17 protein-coding genes are annotated in these 19409 nt (G+C 57.6%); 15 read left to right on the top strand and 2 right to left on the bottom strand.

Going from position 1 to position 19409, the window contains the following annotated elements:
- Genes nuoG through HHJ17_RS16020 form a run of 11 tightly spaced genes read left to right on the top strand, consistent with a single transcriptional unit; the run spans window position 1 to window position 11181 of the window.
- Window positions 1-2136 carry an NADH-quinone oxidoreductase subunit NuoG gene (nuoG, locus tag HHJ17_RS15970; RefSeq protein ID WP_296502634.1) on the top strand — a complete coding sequence of 712 codons (2136 nt, stop codon included), beginning with the start codon at window positions 1-3 and terminating at the stop codon, window positions 2134-2136.
- Complete coding sequence (gene nuoH / locus HHJ17_RS15975; RefSeq protein ID WP_296502636.1) at window positions 2133-3215, top strand: NADH-quinone oxidoreductase subunit NuoH; 1083 nt, start codon at window positions 2133-2135, stop codon at window positions 3213-3215. Before nuoG ends, nuoH begins: the two co-directional genes overlap by 4 nt.
- A 12-nt stretch (window positions 3216-3227) precedes the next feature.
- Complete coding sequence (nuoI, locus tag HHJ17_RS15980; protein ID WP_296502639.1) at window positions 3228-3749, top strand: NADH-quinone oxidoreductase subunit NuoI; 522 nt, start codon at window positions 3228-3230, stop codon at window positions 3747-3749.
- A 26-nt stretch (window positions 3750-3775) separates the two neighbouring features.
- Window positions 3776-4435, top strand: a complete 660-nt coding sequence (locus HHJ17_RS15985; RefSeq protein ID WP_296502642.1) for an NADH-quinone oxidoreductase subunit J — start codon at window positions 3776-3778, stop codon at window positions 4433-4435.
- A complete protein-coding gene (nuoK, locus tag HHJ17_RS15990) occupies window positions 4432-4740 on the top strand; it encodes an NADH-quinone oxidoreductase subunit NuoK (protein WP_296502644.1) in 309 nt (102 codons plus the stop codon). Before HHJ17_RS15985 ends, nuoK begins: the two co-directional genes overlap by 4 nt.
- Before the next feature lie 4 nt (window positions 4741-4744).
- Window positions 4745-6760 carry an NADH-quinone oxidoreductase subunit L gene (nuoL, locus tag HHJ17_RS15995; protein WP_296502646.1) on the top strand — a complete coding sequence of 672 codons (2016 nt, stop codon included), beginning with the start codon at window positions 4745-4747 and terminating at the stop codon, window positions 6758-6760.
- Between the two features lie 13 nt (window positions 6761-6773).
- Entirely contained in the window at window positions 6774-8249 is a 1476-nt protein-coding gene (locus HHJ17_RS16000) for an NADH-quinone oxidoreductase subunit M (RefSeq protein ID WP_296502649.1), read from the top strand.
- A gap of 38 nt (window positions 8250-8287) precedes the next feature.
- Window positions 8288-9775 (top strand): NADH-quinone oxidoreductase subunit NuoN, encoded by a 1488-nt coding sequence (gene nuoN, locus HHJ17_RS16005; RefSeq protein ID WP_296502651.1) that lies wholly within the window; start codon window positions 8288-8290, stop codon window positions 9773-9775.
- Between the two features lie 25 nt (window positions 9776-9800).
- A complete protein-coding gene (locus HHJ17_RS16010) occupies window positions 9801-10103 on the top strand; it encodes a DUF2818 family protein (protein WP_296502654.1) in 303 nt (100 codons plus the stop codon).
- Window positions 10104-10118: 15 nt separating this feature from the next.
- A complete protein-coding gene (locus HHJ17_RS16015) occupies window positions 10119-10724 on the top strand; it encodes an NUDIX hydrolase (protein ID WP_296502657.1) in 606 nt (201 codons plus the stop codon).
- 7 nt (window positions 10725-10731) lie between these two features.
- Window positions 10732-11181, top strand: coding sequence for a DUF1178 family protein (locus HHJ17_RS16020; protein ID WP_296502662.1), 450 nt, complete (start codon window positions 10732-10734; stop codon window positions 11179-11181).
- Between the two features lie 24 nt (window positions 11182-11205).
- On the opposite strand, the gene HHJ17_RS16025 is transcribed toward HHJ17_RS16020, so the two are convergent.
- The gene (locus HHJ17_RS16025) at window positions 11206-12534 is read right to left on the bottom strand and encodes a Glu/Leu/Phe/Val dehydrogenase (protein ID WP_296502665.1); all 1329 of its coding nucleotides are present in this window, start codon (window positions 12532-12534) and stop codon (window positions 11206-11208) included.
- Between the two features lie 169 nt (window positions 12535-12703).
- Window positions 12704-14479 (bottom strand): ABC transporter transmembrane domain-containing protein, encoded by a 1776-nt coding sequence (locus HHJ17_RS16030; protein WP_296502667.1) that lies wholly within the window; start codon window positions 14477-14479, stop codon window positions 12704-12706.
- A gap of 87 nt (window positions 14480-14566) precedes the next feature.
- Here HHJ17_RS16030 and HHJ17_RS16035 point away from each other — a divergent pair, with 87 nt between their 5' ends.
- From HHJ17_RS16035 to HHJ17_RS16050, 4 genes are read left to right on the top strand one after another with little or no spacing between them, the layout of a single operon-like run.
- A complete protein-coding gene (locus HHJ17_RS16035; protein ID WP_296502670.1) occupies window positions 14567-15115 on the top strand; it encodes a MarR family transcriptional regulator in 549 nt (182 codons plus the stop codon).
- Window positions 15105-16565 carry an efflux transporter outer membrane subunit gene (locus HHJ17_RS16040; protein WP_296502671.1) on the top strand — a complete coding sequence of 487 codons (1461 nt, stop codon included), beginning with the start codon at window positions 15105-15107 and terminating at the stop codon, window positions 16563-16565. Before HHJ17_RS16035 ends, HHJ17_RS16040 begins: the two co-directional genes overlap by 11 nt.
- A gap of 28 nt (window positions 16566-16593) precedes the next feature.
- Window positions 16594-17811, top strand: coding sequence for an HlyD family efflux transporter periplasmic adaptor subunit (locus HHJ17_RS16045; protein WP_296502674.1), 1218 nt, complete (start codon window positions 16594-16596; stop codon window positions 17809-17811).
- A gap of 28 nt (window positions 17812-17839) precedes the next feature.
- Window positions 17840-19402 (top strand): DHA2 family efflux MFS transporter permease subunit, encoded by a 1563-nt coding sequence (locus HHJ17_RS16050; RefSeq protein WP_296502676.1) that lies wholly within the window; start codon window positions 17840-17842, stop codon window positions 19400-19402.
- The last annotated feature ends 7 nt before the right edge of the window (window positions 19403-19409 follow it).

Consider the following 19409-nt stretch of genomic DNA (forward strand, 5'->3'; position numbering starts at 1 on the left):
ATGATTGAAATCGAACTCGACGGCAAGAAGGTCGACATTGTTGAAGGCAGCATGATCATGCATGCGGCCGACAAGGCTGGCACCTACATCCCGCACTTTTGTTATCACAAGAAGCTCAGCATTGCGGCCAACTGTCGCATGTGCCTGGTGGATGTCGAAAAAATGCCAAAACCCATGCCCGCTTGTGCCACGCCCGTGACGCAAGGCATGATTGTTCGCACCAAGAGTGACAAAGCAATCAAGGCGCAGAAGTCGGTGATGGAGTTCCTGCTGATTAATCACCCGCTGGATTGTCCCATTTGTGATCAGGGTGGCGAGTGCCAGTTGCAGGACATCGCGGTTGGCTACGGTGCTTCTTCTTCCCGCTACGAGGAAGAAAAGCGTGTTGTGGCTGTCAAGGATGTGGGTCCTCTGATTTCCATGCAGGAAATGACTCGCTGCATTCACTGCACGCGTTGCGTTCGTTTTGGCCAGGAAGTGGCTGGTGTGATGGAGTTGGGAATGTCACATCGCGGCGAGCACGCCGAGATTGAAACCTTCGTCGGCCACACGGTTGACTCCGAGCTCTCGGGCAACATGATCGACATCTGTCCAGTTGGCGCCTTGACCAGCAAGCCCTTCCGCTACAGTGCCCGCACGTGGGAATTGTCGCGCCGCAAGTCGGTCAGTCCGCATGACTCGACCGGTGCCAATCTGATTGTGCAGGTCAAGAACAACAAGGTCATGCGCGTGGTACCGCTTGAGAACGAGGAGGTCAACGAATGCTGGATTGCTGATCGTGACCGTTTCTCCTATGAAGCTTTGAACAGCGAAGAACGACTGACAAGCCCCATGCTCAAGCAGGGTGGGGCGTGGAAGTCGGTCGACTGGCAGACCGCGCTGGAATACGTGGCCAACGGCTTGAAACAAATCAAGTCAGAACATGGTGCTGCGAGCATCGGTGCGCTGGTTAGCCCGCACAGTACGCTGGAAGAGCTGTCGCTCGCAAGTGCTTTGATGCGCGGATTGGGTAGCCAGAACATCGATTACCGTTTGCGCAACGCTGAATTCATGGCAATCGAAGGCGTGCGCTTTCTGGGAACCTCTATTGCATCCTTGTCCGACCTTCAACGCGTGTTGGTGATTGGTTCCAGTCTGCGTAAGGATCACCCCTTGTTCGCACAAAGAATTCGACAAGCAGCTCGCAAGGGCTGTGCAGTGAATACGATTCAATGCGCAGTAGAAGACTGGGCTATGCCCATTTCCAGCACCCTGCTGTGTGCCAGTCAGAACTGGGTGCAGGCGCTGGCTGATGTCGCCGCGGCAATCGCTGCAGACAAAGGTGTCACCGCTCCAGCGACGGGCATTGCCAGCGAGGCGGCTCAAGCTATCGCCAAGTCTTTGTTGAGTGGTGAGCGCAAAGCTATTTTGTTGGGTAATGCGGCGGCACATCATGCCAAAGCAACAAGCCTGTTGGCGCTCGCCAACTGGATCGGCGAACAAACAGGTGCCACGGTGGGCTATCTGACGGAAGCGGCCAACACGGTTGGCGCCCAACTTGTTGGTGCTGTCCCTGGGGCCGATGGCTTGAACGCCGGACAAATGCTCGGTGGCGGACTCAAGGCGGTCCTGCTGTTGAATAATGAGCCTGAATTTGACTCTGCTGCAGGTGCCTTGGCCACGGCTGGACTGTCGCAAGCGCAGATGGTGGTGACGCTCAGTTCATTCAAGTCGAACATGGCGTTCAGCGATGTGCTGCTCCCCATTGCCCCGTTTACAGAAACCTCCGGTACTTTTGTCAATGCCGAGGGCCGGGTGCAGAGCTTCCATGCCGTGGTTAAACCCGCAGGCGAAACCCGTCCAGCCTGGAAGGTTTTACGCGTCTTGGCCAACTTGCTGGGCCTGCCGGGGTTTGATTTCAACTCTTCAGAAGAGGTTCTTAAGCAAATACCAGGTCTGCCAGCAGCAGGCACGGCACTCTTGACGGCTGAGATGTTGAGCAACTCAACACAGGCGGCTATTGATCTCACCCCCGCGACGATTGAGCCGGTGGTGGCGAGTATCTATGCGTTGGATGGGACGGTACGTCGTGCAGCGAGTCTGCAACTCACGGCGGATGCCAAAAAGACAGAGATGGCGTTGGAGGTGGCAGCATGATTGACGCTATTTTTGCTTTTGGTTTGGGACTGTTCAATGATCCTTGGTGGACCGCGATTGGTTGGCCGGTGGTCTGGACGCTGATCAAGATTGTGGTGGTTGTATTGCCTCTGATGGGGGCGGTCGCTTACCTCACACTCTGGGAGCGAAAGTTATTAGGTTGGATGCAGGTTCGTGTCGGTCCCAATCGGGTCGGCCCATGGGGCTTGTTGCAACCCATTGCTGATGCCTTGAAGCTGCTGGGTAAAGAAATTCTGATGCCGACAGCGGCCAGCAAAGGACTGTTCTTCATTGGTCCCGTCTTGACGATCATGCCGGCAATGGCTGCATGGGTGGTCATCCCGTTCGGTCCCGATATTGCACTGGCAAATATCAATGCCGGTCTGTTGTTCGTGATGGCCATCACCTCGATGGAAGTCTATGGTGTGGTGATTTCAGGCTGGGCCTCAAATTCCAAATACTCGTTCCTTGGTGCCATGCGCGCCTCTGCACAGATGGTGAGCTACGAAATCGCCATGGGCTTCTGTCTTGTGGTCGTTTTGATGGTGTCCGCTAGCATGAACATGACTGACATTGTTACCGGGCAGGGCAAGGGCTATTTCGCGCACATGGGGCTCAACTTCCTCTCCTGGAATTGGCTGCCGCTGCTGCCCATTTTTGTGGTCTACATCATTTCGGGCCTGGCTGAAACCAATCGGCACCCGTTTGACGTGGTGGAAGGTGAAGCTGAAATTGTGGCCGGTCACATGGTTGAGTATTCAGGCATGTCGTATGCCATGTTCTACCTGGCTGAGTATGCGAACATGTGGCTGGTGTCGATTCTGGCGGCCACCATGTTCCTGGGCGGCTGGTTGTCGCCTTTTGACAGCGTCCTGTTCAACTGGATTCCCGGTTGGATCTGGCTGGGGCTCAAGACCTGTGCGGTGGTCAGCCTGTTTATCTGGGTTCGTGCGACCTTTCCACGGTTTCGATATGACCAGATCATGCGTTTGGGCTGGAAGATTTTCATACCTGTCACCTTGGTTTGGCTGCTTGTGGTCGGCGCCTGGATGCAGACTTCGTTCAATATCTGGAATTAACAGGAGTTGATGATGTCCACAATTACTCCAAATCCTACGCCCTCTGCTTTTTCTCTCAAGGACTTCTTTTCCAGTTTCTTGTTGCTGGAGCTGCTCAAAGGTCTGGCCCTGACAGGGCGTTACGCTTTTCGTCGCAAAGTAACTATTCAATTCCCGGAAGAAAAAACACCTTTGTCGCCCCGGTTTCGGGGGTTGCACGCTTTGCGTCGTTATGAGAACGGTGAGGAGCGCTGCATTGCCTGCAAACTATGCGAGGCGGTCTGCCCGGCGATGGCGATCACGATCGAGTCTGAGGTGCGGGACGATGGTTCGCGGCGTACCAGCCGTTACGACATCGACCTGACTAAATGCATTTTTTGCGGTTTCTGCGAAGAAAGCTGTCCGGTAGATTCGATCGTTGAAACCCATATTCTGGAATACCACGGTGAAAAACGCGGTGATCTGTACTTCACCAAAGAAATGTTGCTGGCGGTTGGCGATCGTTTTGAGAATGAGATTGCGGCCAGCAAGGCTGCGGACGCCAAGTACCGCTGACCAGAAGCAAGAAAGAAATTACTCCTATGGATGTCAAAACTGGTTTGTTTTACGTATTTTCTGCAGTGCTGTTGTTCGCTGCGTTTCGGGTGATTACGGCCCGCAATCCGGTTCATGCCGCTTTGTTCCTTGTGCTTGCGTTCTTCCAGGCTGCCATGGTCTGGATGCTGCTCAAAGCAGAGTTTCTCTCCATCACGCTGGTGCTGGTTTATGTCGGCGCGGTGATGGTGTTGTTCCTGTTCGTGGTGATGATGATGGACATCAACGTTGACAGTATTCGTCAGGGATTCTGGAAGCATTTTCCCTTGGCCGCCGTCGTCGGTGTCCTCATCGCGCTGGAGATGGCTGCTGTATTGATGGGCGGATTCCGCGGTGCCGAAGAACCCCGTTCAGTTGCAATTGTGGGTCAGGCAACGGTCGAGATATCCAATAGCCGTGAGTTGGGCAAGCTGTTGTACACCCAATATCTCTATCCATTAGAGATTGCTGCTGCGATCCTGCTGGTCGCCATGATCGCTGCCATCGCATTGACACTGCGTCAACGCAAGGACAGCAAATATGTGAGCCCTTCGGACCAGGTACGTGTCAAATCGAAAGACCGCATGATTGTGGTCAAGATGGCGACGACCCAAGTTGAGGTGGTTAACGCTACGCCAACGGCGACGACTGTGGAGAATAAAGTATGACGGTGACTCTTGGACATTTCTTATCGCTTGGTGCCATGCTGTTCGCCTTGTCGGTTATTGGTATCTTTCTCAATCGAAAAAACCTGATTATTCTGTTGATGGCCATCGAATTGATGTTGCTGGCTGTTAATACCAATTTCGTTGCTTTCTCCTACTACCTGGGTGACATGCACGGGCAAATTTTCGTGTTTTTTATTCTGACCGTCGCTGCTGCCGAGTCGGCCATCGGTCTGGCTATTTTGGTGCTGTTGTTCCGTAACAAGTCCAGCATCAATGTGGACGAACTCAATACGCTCAAGGGTTAATAAGATGAGTCAAACCCTTACTGCTTCAACATTACTTGCTGTGCCGATGGCACCGCTGGTTGGAGCCCTGCTTGCCGGTATTCTTGGAACCAAGTTTGGTGGTAATTGGATGGGTCGACGCATGTCGCATTCACTCACCATCCTGGGTGTGCTCCTGTCGTTTGTCCTGTCTGCCATGACCCTCAAGAGCGTGGTGATGGATGGCGCCCGTTTTAATGAAACCCTCTACACCTGGATGGTGGTGGGGGGGCTCAAGATGGAGATTGGTTTCTTGGTCGACGGTCTTACCGCGATGATGATGTGCGTGGTGACTTTTGTGTCCTTGATGGTGCATATTTACACCATCGGCTACATGGAGGAAGACGAAGGTTACAACCGTTTCTTCTCCTACATTTCGCTCTTCACGTTCTCTATGTTGATGCTGGTGATGAGCAACAACATGCTGCAGCTTTTCTTTGGCTGGGAAGCGGTTGGCCTCGTGTCATATTTGCTGATTGGCTTCTGGTTCAACAAGCCGACCGCCATTTTTGCCAACATGAAAGCCTTCTTGGTTAATCGGGTGGGTGACTTCGGTTTCATTCTTGGCATTGGACTGATCGTTGCATTCTCGGGCACGCTCAATTACACCGAAGCTTTTGCCAAGGCTGGTGATCTTGCGAAGCTGAGCTTTCCCGGTACGGACTGGATGCTGATCACCGTCATTTGTATCTGTCTGTTTATCGGTGCCATGGGTAAATCGGCCCAATTTCCGCTGCACGTCTGGCTGCCGGATTCAATGGAAGGCCCAACACCTATCTCGGCGCTGATTCACGCGGCGACGATGGTGACCGCTGGTATTTTCATGGTCGCACGCATGTCGCCATTGTTTGAACTCAGTGAAACAGCATTGAACTTTGTGATGGTGATCGGCGCCATTACGGCCTTGTTCATGGGGTTTTTGGGCATTATCCAGAACGACATCAAGCGAGTCGTTGCCTATTCGACTTTGTCGCAGTTGGGTTACATGACCGTGGCACTCGGCGCTTCAGCCTATTCAGTGGCCGTGTTTCACCTGATGACGCATGCGTTCTTCAAGGCGTTGCTGTTTCTCGCCGCCGGTTCGGTGATCATGGGTGTGCACCACAATCAGGATATCCGCTGGATGGGCGGGCTTCGCAAGTACATGCCGATTACCTGGATCACCTCCTTGCTGGGATCCTTGGCGCTCATTGGTACGCCCTTGTTCGCCGGTTTCTATTCCAAGGACAGCATCATTGAAGCCGTTCATGAAAGTCACTTGCCGGGTGCTGGTTTTGCATCGTTTGCAGTGCTGGCCGGCGTCTTCATCACCGCGTTCTATTCTTTCCGGCTGTATTTCCTTGTGTTCCATGGCAAAGAGCGTTTTGACCAAAATCCTGATGTGCACCATGACGATCATCATGGACACGCCGCTGAGCCGCACAAACCCCATGAGTCGCCTTGGGTGGTGACCGTGCCGCTGATCCTGCTTGCGATTCCTTCTGTTGTGATCGGCTTTATGACCATTCAGCCAATGCTGTATGGCGAGTTCTTCAAGGATGCCATTTTTATTAATGGAGAGAAACACGCCGCGATGGAGGAAATGGCCAAAGCGTTCCACGGACCGCTGCAAATGGCTATGCATGCGCTGACCACCATGCCCTTCTGGCTGGCGTTAGCAGGGGTGGTGACTTCGTACTACATGTACATGATCAACCCAGCCTTGCCTGCCGCTATAAAGAAACGATTTCAGCCGATCTACACCTTGCTTGAAAACAAGTACTACATGGACTGGATCAACGAGAACATCCTGGCACGCGGGGCGAGAGCCCTGGGCACCGGTTTGTGGAAATGGGGTGATCAGGTCTTGATTGATGGTGTACTCGTCAATGGGGCCTGGAAAGTGGTTGCCAAGGTATCTGGCCTGGCTCGCCGGGTGCAGTCGGGCTATCTGTACCACTATGCGTTGGCAATGATCATGGGTGTTTTTGTGCTGATGACGTACTTCGTCTGGCTCAAGTAGGAGAATAAAAAAAATGGGTTTGTTGAGCCTGGCTATTTGGACGCCGATTATTTTCGGTGTCGTGCTGCTGGCACTTGGTCGTGATGATCAGGCGCGTGTCGTGCGTTGGGTCGCACTGATTGGCGCTGTTGTCAGCTTTCTTGTGACTTTGCCGCTGTACGGCGGCTTCAAGCTCGGTACGGCTGCCATGCAGTTTGTTGAGCATGCCCCGTGGATTGAACGTTTCAATGTCAATTACCACTTGGGGGTGGATGGTATTTCGCTCTGGTTTGTGCTGTTGACAGCCTTCATTAATGTCGTTGTGGTGATTGCCAGCTGGGAGTCAATTACCCGCCGCGTTAATCAGTACATGGGGGCATTCCTGATCCTGAGCGGTTTGATGATCGGCGTGTTTTGTGCGCTGGACGGCATGCTGTTTTACGTGTTTTTCGAAGCGACGTTGATCCCGATGTACTTGATCATTGGTATCTGGGGCGGTCCGAACAAAATCTACGCGGCCTTCAAGTTTTTTCTGTACACACTGCTCGGCTCCCTCTTGATGCTGATTGCCCTGATTTTTCTGTATATCAAATCGGGTGGTAGTTTTGACCTTGCCTTGTGGCATCAGTTGCCGCTGAACAGCACGACGCAAACATTGTTGTTCTTTGCCTTCTTGGCCGCTTTTGCGGTGAAGGTGCCGATGTGGCCGGTCCACACCTGGTTGCCCGACGTGCACGTTGAAGCGCCTACCGGCGGTTCCGCTGTGCTGGCGGCCATCATGCTCAAGCTTGGCGCCTACGGTTTCCTTCGCTTTTCATTGCCTATTGCCCCGGATGCCTCGCGCGAGTGGGCTTGGTTGATAATCGCCTTGTCGCTCATTGCCGTCATCTATGTCGGTTTGGTGGCGATGGTGCAAAAGGACATGAAAAAGCTGGTGGCTTATTCATCGATTGCGCACATGGGTTTTGTGACACTCGGCTTCTTCATCTTCAACGATCTGGGCGTGTCAGGCGGCATCGTGCAAATGATTGCTCATGGCTTTGTTTCAGCCGCCATGTTCTTGTCAATTGGGGTGTTGTATGACCGTGTCCATTCCCGCGAGATTGCCAGCTATGGCGGTGTTGTCAACACCATGCCCAAGTTCACTGCGTTTGCTTTGCTGTTTGCCATGGCGAATTGCGGCTTGCCAGGCACCGCCGGTTTTGTCGGTGAGTGGATGGTGATTCTGGGTGCTGTTAAAGCGAATTTCTGGCTGGGTTTTGGCGCAGCCAGTGCCCTCATCTTTGGCGCCGCCTATACCTTGTGGATGTTCAAACGTGTCTATTTGGGCCCGGTTGCCAACAAGCATGTCAAGGCCTTGGTCGATATCAATGGCCGTGAGTTCGTGATGCTGTCCCTGCTGGCTATTGCGGTCTTGTACATGGGTATTTATCCGAAACCGTTTACGGACGTGATGGATACCTCCGTAGCGGCGTTGCTCAAGCACGTGGCGTTGTCCAAGCTGAATTGATCAGTCTGAATTGACCTAATTGAATTAAGAGATGGAACATGATCGATAAACTCAGTTGGATCTCGGTATATCCCGAAATCATCCTGCTCCTCATGGCCTGCGTGATCGCACTGGCTGATCTTGGTGTGAAGAGTCCACGCCGTACAACAACCTATTTGTTGACGCTGTTGACCTTGGGCGTTGTGGCAACGCTGCAAGCCTTTTATGCAACCGGTGGTGCAACGCTGTACGGCTTTGGCAACATGGTGGTGAGTGATCAGATGGGCAATTGGCTCAAATGCTTTGCCACGATTGCGGTGATGGTTACGCTGGTCTATGGACGTCCCTATGCCGCTGACCGCGACATGTTGCGGGGTGGCGAGATGTTCTCCTTGAGCATGTTTGCACTGTTGGGCATGTTCGTCATGATCTCCGGCAACAATTTCCTCGTGATTTACATGGGGCTTGAATTACTCACGCTCTCCAGCTATGCGCTGGTCGCCTTGCGGCGTGATAACGCGACGGCGACAGAAGCGGCCATGAAGTACTTTGTGCTCGGCGCCATGGCGTCAGGTTTCCTGTTGTATGGCATGTCGATGATGTATGGCGCGACTGGCTCGCTCGACGTGAACGCGGTGTTCAAAGCGATTAATTCAGGTCAAGTCAACCATCAGGTGTTGGTCTTCGGCTTGGTCTTTATCGTGTCGGGTCTTGCCTTCAAGCTGGGCGTGGTGCCATTTCACATGTGGATTCCAGACGTTTACCAGGGGGCGCCCACGGCCGTTACCCTGCTCATTGGTGGTGCGCCCAAGTTGGCCGCGTTTGCTATTTTCATCCGCTTGCTGGTGGAAGGTATGCTGCCTCTCGCGATCGACTGGCAGCAGATGCTGATGGTGCTGTCGGTCGGATCGCTGCTGATCGGTAACCTTGCCGCCATTGCCCAGACCAATCTCAAGCGCATGTTGGCGTACTCAACTATTTCTCAAATGGGTTTTGTGTTGCTGGGACTGATGTCGGGCGTTGTCAATGGCAATATTCATTCTGCTGCCAATGCCTACAGTTCTTCCATGTTCTATGTCATCACCTATGTGTTGACGACGCTGGCAAGTTTCGGGGTCATCTTGCTGCTCGCTCGTGATGGTTTTGAGAGTGAAGAGATTTCTGATTTTGCGGGTCTGAATGAGCGTAGTCCGCTGTATGCCGCCGTGATGGCCATCTGTCTTTTCTCTTTGGCCGGTATTCCTCCGATGGTCGGCTTTTACGCCAAGCTCTCGGTGCTGCAGGCGCTGATTGCTTCGGGTCAGGCGATCCACATCGGTTTGGCCGTGTTCGCCGTGATGATGTCCTTGATCGGTGCGTTTTATTATCTGCGTGTGGTCAAGGTGATGTATTTTGACCAGCCTATTACGGCCAGCACCGTGTCGGCTCCCTTCGACGTTCGTGCTGTGCTGTCGGTCAACGGTGCACTGGTGCTGATTCTGGGTCTGGTTCCGGGTGGCTTGATGGCCTTGTGCGCGAACGCTATTGTGCAGATGCTGGGTACCTGATCGCTCTTGACTGGTTAACTCGCTCGTGTCTCAAACTGTTTCCGTCTGGCTCGTTGTTGTTGTCGCCTTCGTGGCGGCCAATTTGCCGTTTCTCAGCCATCGCTTGATGGCGGTGGTGACGCCTGCCAAGCCCAAAACCTTGGCAGTGCGTTTGGCTGAGTTGCTCGTCTATTATTTTCTGGTTGGCGGCCTTGGCCTGCTGCTTGAAAATCGGGCTGGCCAGATTGCGCCGCAGACCTGGGAGTTTTATGCAATCACGGCAACTCTGTTTGTGACCTTTGCATTTCCCGGTTTTGTATATCGCTACCTCCTCAAGCATCGCGCTTAGTTCTCTGTCGCCGTCATGAACGATCGTCATCTGATCGAAGAACAGGTCGCCAGCGTCGAGTTATTCAAGGGCAACTTTTTGCACGCCTTTCGCGATACGGTTGCGCTGCCGGATGGTGCAACGGCGACTCGTGAATATGTCGTGCATCCCGGCGCGGTCATGATTATTCCTCTGGTTGAAGAGGCCTCCGGCGAAATCAAGGTTGTGCTGGAGCGCCAGTTCCGCTATCCCGTGGGCCAGGTGATGATTGAGTTTCCGGCCGGCAAGCTCGATCCGGGGGAGGATAGTCAGTTTTGCGCGCAACGTGAGTTGAGGGAGGAAACCGGCTACAGTGCGACCGAGTGGGCGCGGGCCGGGGTGTTGCATCCGGTTATTTCCTATTCCACCGAGTTTATTGACATCTGGTTTGCCCGTGGCTTGAGCTCCGGTGAACGGCAGCTTGATCAAGGTGAGTTTCTGGATGTCTTTACGGCCACCCCGACTGACTTGCTGCAATGGTGCCGCGATGGCCGTGTGACGGATGCGAAAACGCTGACGGCCGCATTGTGGTTGCAAAACGTCTTGTCAGGCGCCTGGGAATTGAATTGGCACGGTCCCGCTGCGTCGAGCCCTGCCGGTTAGTTGTGTCATGAAAGTTCTGGATCTCCAGTGTGGCTTTCTGCATGTGTTTGAGGGCTGGTTTGCTTCAGAAGATGATTACTTATCTCAACGTGAGCGCAGTCTGGTCGAATGTCCCGTGTGCGGCGATGCAGCCATCACCAAGCGCTTGAGTGCGCCGCGTCTCAACTTGGGTAGTGTTCGCTCCGAGACCGCGGTGACGGACGAAGTAGTTTCCCCTGTGGGCTTGGACCAGACCCTGCAGGCGGCCTGGATGGCGGTGGCCCGCCGCATCGTGGCTACGACCGAAGATGTCGGGAATCAGTTTGCAGAAGAGGCCCGCAAGATCCATTACGGGGAGACAGCCGAGCGCGGCATTCGCGGCAAGGCCTCACCCGAAGAGACGGCCGCCCTTCATGAAGAAGGCATTGCCGTGCTGTCCTTGCCGCTGCCTGAAGCCCTCAAGGGGCCGTTGCAGTAGTCGGTTTCGCTGCGGCCAAGGGCTTCAAGGATAGAGGCCACGCAATTCGCGTGCGTGCAATATGCGCTTGCAGCCCACAATGAAGGTTGCCGTGCGCAGGCTCACTTTGTTGTCCTGTGCCACTTCCCAGACGCCCGCAAAGGCATCTTTCATGATGCGCACCAGGCGGGCATTGATCTCGTCCTCGCTCCAGAAGAAGCTGGAGAAATCTTGCACCCACTCAAAATAGCTGACCGTCACGCCGCCTGCGTTGGCGATCACATCGGGCAGCACCAGCACATTGCGTTCCGCCAGGATGTCATCGGCTGCAGGCGTTGTGGGGCCGTTGGCACCTTCGATCACCATGCGCGCCTTGATGCGGCCTGCGTTGTGTTCGGTAATCTGTTGTTCCAGCGCGGCCGGAATCAGGATGTCACAGTCCACCTCCCAGAACTTATCGTCGGCCAGTACTTCGGCCTGGGCAAAACCAGCCACGGTGCCGACCGCCGCCACATGGGCCAGCAACGCGGGCACGTCCAGGCCCGCTTCCCGGTAAATGGTGCCGCCATGGTCCTGCACCGCCACCACGCGAGCACCGGCTTGCGCAAACAACCGTCCGGCGACACCGCCGACATTGCCAAAACCCTGGACCGCCACGCGCGAGGTGGCAATGTCCAGTCCGATGTGCCGGGCCGCTTCCAAGCCAACGGTATAGACGCCGCGACCGGTCGCGTCGCGCCGTCCGAGTGAGCCACCGAGGTCAACTGGTTTGCCGGTGACCACGCCGGTGGCGGTGGCGCCCTCGTTCATGGAGTAGGTGTCCATCATCCAGGCCATGATCTGCTCGTTGGTGTTCACGTCCGGCGCCGGAATATCTTTGGTCGGGCCAATGATGATGCCGATTTCGCTGGTGTAGCGACGCGTCATCCGCTCCAGTTCGCCGAGGGACAGTGTTTTCGGGTCAACCCGAATCCCCCCTTTGGCGCCACCAAACGGCACGTTGACCGCCGCATTCTTGATCGACATCCAGGCGGACAGGGCCATCACTTCGGACAAGGTCACGTCCTGGTGAAACCGCACGCCGCCTTTGCCGGGGCCGCGTGAGGTGTTGTGTTGCACCCGGTAGCCTTCAAAGTGCGCCACGGTGCCGTTGTCCAGCTGGATCGGCACATCCACAATCAGCGCCCGTTTGGGTCGTTTGAGGGTTTCTGCCCAGCGCGCCAGATTTCCGAGGTACGGCACAACGCGGTCGACTTGTTGCAGGTAGATACCCCAGGGGCCAAGATTGTCAGCCTGCAGGTAGGACGGGAGCAAAGCAGGCGGCACCGTCGTGCCTGATGGGACGGCTGGATTGGAATTGGACACAGCTGACATGAGTAAATACCTTCAGGAGTTAATCAAGTCTTGGACTGTAGTGCGCCAGGCGCTTGCTGTCTAAGGCCGGCTTTCTTCCTATCTATGCATAAAACTCATAACCATGAAGTGGGCACAGAAAGCCAGGTGCAACCCGGTGATGCCTGGCCAAGGCCGCAATGACACCGCATCAGGCGTTGAATTGCAAAGCCGCCAGACCCGCATAAACCCCGCCACGCGCCACCAGTTCGGCGTGCGTCCCTTGTTCCACCAACTGGCCGTGATCCAGCACCACAATCCGGTCGGCCTTTTGTACCGTGGCCAGGCGGTGCGCAATCACCAGCGTGGTGCGGTCACGCATGGCGGACTCCAGCGCCGCCTGCACCATGCGTTCGCTCTCGGCGTCCAGTGCACTGGTGGCTTCGTCCAGCAACAGCAGCGGCGGGTTTTTCAGCATGGCGCGGGCAATCGCAATGCGCTGACGCTGGCCGCCGCTCAGGCGCACGCCGCGTTCACCCAGAAAGGTGGCATAGCCTTCAGGCAGCGCGCTGATGAATTCGTCGGCAAAGGCGGCTTGCGCCGCCGCCTTGACCTCGTCGTCGCTGGCTTCGGGCTTGCCATAGCGAATGTTCTCCAGTGCACTGCTGGAGAAGATGACCGCGTCTTGCGGCACGATGCCGATGCGCTGCCGCAGGTCGTGCAAAGCCAGCTCGTGCGTGGCCACGCCGTCCAGCACAATCCGGCCCGAAGCCGGGTCGTAAAAGCGCAGCAGCAATTGAAACACCGTGCTTTTGCCCGCGCCACTGGGGCCGACGATGGCCACCGTCTGACCCGGCTGAACGTTCAGGGAGAAATCACTCAGTGCCGGCTGGTTGGGGCGCGACGGGTAGTGAAAATTAACTGCTTCAAATTTAATAGCGCTTCCCGCAAGCTGCGCGGGGGCTGGCACTGGATTTAGGGGTGATTCAATGGGCGAGCGGCTGCCCAGCAACTCCATCAGGCGCTCGGTTGCACCGGCGGCGCGCAGCAAGTCGCCGTAGACCTCGCCCAGAATCGCAAAGGCACTGGCCAGAATGATGACGTACATCACCGTCTGGCCCAGATCGCCGGCACTGATGCGGCCGGCCATTACGGCTTGCGTGCCTTGGTACAAGCCCCACAACAGGGCGGCCGAGGTGGCGATGATGATGAACGCCACCAACACCGAGCGGGCTCGGGTGCGTCGCACGGCCGTCTGGAAGGCGCTGTCGGTGGACGCCGTGAAGCGGGCCGATTCGCGGCTTTCGGCGGTGTAGCTCTGCACCACCGGTATGGCGTTCAGCACCTCCGCCGCGATGGCGCTCGAATCCGCCACGCGGTCCTGGCTGGCGCGTGACAGTTTGCGCACGCGCCGGCCAAACCACAGTGCAGGCGCCACGATCAGCACCAGCACGCCCAGCACCTGAAACATCACATAGGGGTTGGTCCAGATCAGCATGCCGAGGGCGCCGATGCCCATCACGGTATTGCGCAAGCCCATGGAGAGTGACGAGCCGACCACGGTCTGTACCAGCGTGGTGTCGGCGGAGAGGCGCGACAGCACTTCACCGGTCTGGGTGGTCTCGAAAAACTCGGGACTTTGCTGCAGCACGTGGCCGTACACCGCGTTGCGCAAATCGGCGGTGACGCGTTCCCCCAGCCAGCTCACCATGTAAAAGCGGCCGGCTGAAAACAGGCCCAGCGCCACCGCCACCGCAAACAGGGCTGCAAAGTGTTCGCGCAAGGCCATCACCTGAGCGCCCTTGTCGGTTTGCACCAAACCGCCGTCAATCAGGTAACGCAGGGCGATGGGAAAAGCCAGCGTCGCCACGGCTGCCATCACCAGAAAAATGAGCGCCAGCGCAATGCGGCCGCGGTAAGGCAGCAGAAAAGGGCGCAGACCGGAGAGGGAGCGCGGCGACGCTTTGGAGGGAGAAGGGGTAGACATGCGTCACAGTGTAGCCAAAAAGCCCAAAACATTGCCGCGCCAAACTTAGCCTTGACAATAATTGCCTAAGCAAATAATATGATGCCTATGAGTGTTTCCAATACATCCGGCCGTTCCAGCCCGCCCGGCACCGAGGCCGCGGGCGAGGCCAACGAGTTTTACCATCCCGGGGATTACGTCCCGGAAGACAGTGTGGGTTATTTGATGCGGCGCGTGTTGTCCACCGTGGCGCATGAAGTCGAGCGTCAACTGGAAGCCAGTGACCTGACCAACGCCCAATGGTTCCCGCTGTTCAAGTTGTACCTGGGCAAGACCTCCACCGTGGCCGAACTGGCGCGTGAATGTCACCTGGATTGCGGCGCCATGACCCGGATGCTGGACCGACTGGAAGCCAAGGGCTTGTGTCTGCGGGTGCGATCCGTGGCGGACCGGCGTGTTGTCAATATTGAATTGACCGAGGCCGGACGTGAAGTGGCAAAAGGCATTCCAGCCTTGCTTTGCCGGATTCACAACGCGCATCTGGCCGGCTTCTCGCTGGAAGAGTTTGACACCCTGAAAAGTTTTTTGCGCCGCATCCTCGACAACGCCCAAGCCCAGTCCACCCCACCGACGCCAGGAGGCCCGCATGAGGCTTGAACCAAACAAAACGGGCGCACGCGCTCACTTGACCCAAGCCGCACTGCTCGCGCTCGTGGCGCTCGGTCTCACGGCGTGCGCCAGCACGAGCGGCATCCAGCCGCACGCCACCCTGCGCGACGCCCCGTCATTGGGTTTGCCTGCGGAGCAAAATGCCCCGGTGACGCTGGAGGCCCAGTGGTGGCAGGCGTTTGGCGACGCGCAACTCAACCAGCTGATCGAGGCGGCGCTGGCCAATAACCCCAGCCTCAAAATTGTGCAGGCCCGCTTGGCACGAGCCCAGGCGGGTGCTGATAGCGTCGATGCCGCCAGCGGCCCGCAGCTCTCTGCCGGGATCGAGGCCACACGGCAAAAGTACACCGCCAATGGCGCCGTTCCGCCTCCGCTGGCAGGCACGATCCAAGAAAGTGGCACTGCGCAACTCAGCGGCAGCTGGGAGCTGGACTTTTTTGGCAAAAATCGCGCCGCCCTGGAAGCCGCGCTGGGCAGCACCCGCGCCGCGCAGGCCGATGCCGAGGCCGCCCGCATGCTGATGGCAAGCAACGTGGCGCGCAACTACTTCTCGCTGGTGCGCCTGAACGAGCAACTGGGGGTCGCGCAGCAACTGCTGGCTCAACGCACCCAGGCCCAGCATCTGGTGCAAGACCGGGTCAACGCCGGCCTGGATACACAACTGGAATTGCGTCAAAGTGAAGGTGCCTTGCCCGAGGCCCGGCTGCAGATCGAAACCCTGCAGGAGCAGTTGACGCTGTCCCAGAATGCACTGAATGCCCTAATTGGACAGCAAAATAAGCCTGTAGCCCCCGTGTTACCTTCGCAATCAGCTATTAAAAATATAGCAGCTCCAAAGGTGCTGCCATCGGACCTGCTGGGTCGGCGGGCTGACATTGCGGCCGCACGCTGGCGCGTCGAAGCCGCCACGCAAGACGTGCGCAATGCGCGGAGCCAGTTTTATCCCAACGTCAACCTGATGGCGTTTGCCGGTTTTTCCAGCATTGGGCTGGACCGCTTGTTCGGGGCGGGCAGCGAGCAGTGGGGCGTCGGCCCGGCGCTGCGGCTGCCCCTGTTTGACGGTGGCCGGCTGCGCGCCAACCTGCGCGGCAAAACGTCGGATCTGGATGCCGCCATTGAGAGCTACAACGCGGCCGTCATCGACGCCGTCCACGAGGTCGCTGATCAACTGGCCTCGTCACAGGCCATTACGCGTCAGCAAACCGAGCAGCGTGCCGCGCAAGCCTCGGCCGAGAACGCGCATGCGATTGCCGTGCAGCGCTATGAAGCCGGGCTGAGCAATTACCTGCAAGTGCTGACCGCCGAAACAACGGTGCTCAACCAACGCCGCCAGGGTGTCGTTCTCGCCGCCCGCGCCCTTGATACCCAAGTAGCGCTGATGCGTGCGCTCGGCGGTGGTTACCACGCTGATCTGCCCGCTGCCACCTCACAAAAATAAGTTACTTCCCCCATTTTTGAATGCCCCCATGACTGCACCTCAAACCCCCACCCCCGCCGCCAATGTGGCCAGCAATCCCACCCGCAAACGACTGTTGATCACGCTGGCCAGCGTGGTAGTCGTTGCCGGCCTCGGCTGGACCGCTTATGAATGGCTGGTGGCCAGCCACTACGAGTCCACCGACAACGCCTATGTGCAAGGCAATGTGATCCAGATCACGCCGCAGATTGGCGGCACCGTCATGGCCATCCTGGCGGACGAAACCGATTACGTCAAAGCCGGCCAACCGCTGGTCAAGCTCGACCCGGCGGACGCCAAAATCGCCCTGGAGCAGGCGTCGGCCAACCTGGCTCAAGCCGTGCGGCAGGTGCGCACGCTGTATGCCAACAACGGCAGTCTGGGGGCGCAAATCACCCTGCGCGAATCGGATGTGAGCAAGGCGCAAACCGAAATCGCCCGCGCCACCGATGACTTGAATCGTCGCCAGTCGCTGGTCGGCAACGGTGCCGTGTCCCGGGAAGAACTCAACCACGCCCAAACGCAACTGGCCAACGGCAAGAGCGCGTTGGCGGCGGCGCTGGCCGGGGTGAGCGCGGCCAAGGAACAGCTGGTCAGCAACCAGGCCATGACCGACGGCACCAGCATCGACCAGCACCCAAGTGTGATGGCCGCGGCGGCCAAAGTGCGCGAGGCCTGGCTGACGACCCAGCGCGCCGCCTTGCCGGCGCCGGTGGACGGCTTTGTGGCACGGCGTAGCGTGCAGCTGGGGCAGCGCGTGGCGGCGGGCACGCCCCTGATGTCGATCATTCCGCTCAACCAGTTGTGGGTGGATGCCAACTTCAAGGAAGTGCAGTTGCGCAACATCCGCATTGGCCAGCCGGTCAGTCTGACGGCCGATCTGTACGGCAAAAAGGTGGAGTACAAAGGCACGATCAGCGGTCTGGGCATGGGCACCGGCGCCGCCTTTGCCCTGTTGCCAGCGCAAAACGCCACTGGCAACTGGATCAAGGTGGTGCAGCGCGTTCCGGTGCGTGTGGCGCTGGACGCGGCTCAATTGGCGCAAAACCCCTTGCGTGTCGGTTTGTCCATGGAAGCCACGGTCGATGTCAGCAACCAAGACGGCAAAACGCTGGCCGATGCCCCGCGTGCTGCCGCGCTGGTGCAAACCACGGTGTACGACGCGTTGGACAACGGTGCCGTCGAGGCGGTCCGCAAAATCGTGGCCGCCAACAGCGGCCGCCGTTAATTAGAAACCGCCGTTAACCGAGCCCCGCATGGCCACCGCCTCTCCCTTTATTCCCCTGCCGCCGCTGCAAGGCTCGGCCCGCCTGTGGGGCACGATTGCCCTGTCGCTGGCCACGTTCATGAACGTGCTGGACTCGTCGATTGCCAACGTCTCGCTGCCGGCCATTGCCGGTGACCTGGGCGTCAGCGCCAACCAGGGCACCTGGGTGATCACCAGCTTTGGCGTCGCCAACGCCATTGCCTTGCCGCTTACCGGTTGGCTGTCGCAGCGTTTCGGCCAGGTCCGGCTGTTCATTACCAGCGTCTTGCTGTTTGTGCTGGCCTCCTGGTTGTGCGGCCTGGCGCCCAACATGACCTCGCTGATTGCGTTTCGCGCCCTGCAGGGCTTTGTCGCGGGGCCCATGATTCCGCTGTCGCAGGGACTGCTGCTGTCGAGTTACCCGCCGGCGCTGGCCGGTCTGGCCATGGCTTTGTGGGCCATGACCACGCTGGTGGCGCCGGTGCTGGGGCCGCTGCTGGGCGGCTGGATCACCGACAACATTTACTGGTCCTGGATTTTTTACATCAACATCCCGATTGGCCTGCTGTCGGCCTTCATGGTCTGGTCGATCTACCACAAGCGCGAAAGTGTGACGCACAAACTGCCGATTGATGGCGTCGGTTTGGGCTTGCTGGTGCTGTGGGTCGGGGCGCTGCAAATCATGCTGGACAAAGGCAAGGAGCTGGACTGGTTTCACTCGCCTGAAGTCGTCGGCCTCGGCGTGGTGGCGCTGGTCGGCTTTGCCTTCTTTCTGGTTTGGGAACTGACCGAGGAACACCCGGTGGTGGACCTGCGCTTGTTCAAGCGGCGCAATTTCTGGGCCGGCACCGTGGCCATCTCGGTGGGCTACGGCCTGTTCTTTGGCAATGTCGTGCTGCTGCCGCTGTGGCTGCAACAGTTCATGGGCTACCCGTCAACCGATGCTGGCATGCTGCTGGCGCCGGTCGGGCTGTTTGCCATCGTCCTGTCGCCGCTGGTGGGTAAAAACGTCAGCAAGGTGGACCCGCGCTATCTGGCCAGCTTTGCCTTTGTCGTGTTTTCGCTGGTCTTGATCATGCGCTCGCATTTCAACACCCAGGCCGACTTCGGCACCATGATGCTGCCCACGTTGATACAGGGCATTGCCATGGCGTTTTTCTTCATACCCCTGTCGGTCATCGTGCTCTCCGGCATCTCGCCGGACAAAATTCCGGCGGCCTCCGGCCTGTCCAGTTTTGTGCGCATTGTGGCGGGCTCGTTTGGCACCTCGATTGCCACCACGGTCTGGCAAGACCGCGCCGCCATGCACCACGCCCAACTGTCGGAGTCGATCCATCAAGGCAGTTTGGCGGCAACCCAGGTGCTGTCCGGGTTGAGCAGCGCGGGCCTGACGCCTGAGCAAGCGCTGGCACAGGTGAATCGGCTGGTGGACCAGCAGGCCTACATGCTGGCCATCAACGATGTGTTTTATGCCTCGGCCCTGATTTTTCTGCTGCTCATTCCCGTGGTCTGGCTGTCACGGCCGAAGATGGGCGGGGCGGCCAGTGCCGATGCCGCCGCCGGCGCGCATTGATGTCCTT

Origin of the sequence: Rhodoferax sp. (genome assembly GCF_012927445.1) — a bacterium.
Taxonomy (GTDB): Bacteria; Pseudomonadota; Gammaproteobacteria; order Burkholderiales; family Burkholderiaceae_C; genus Rhodoferax.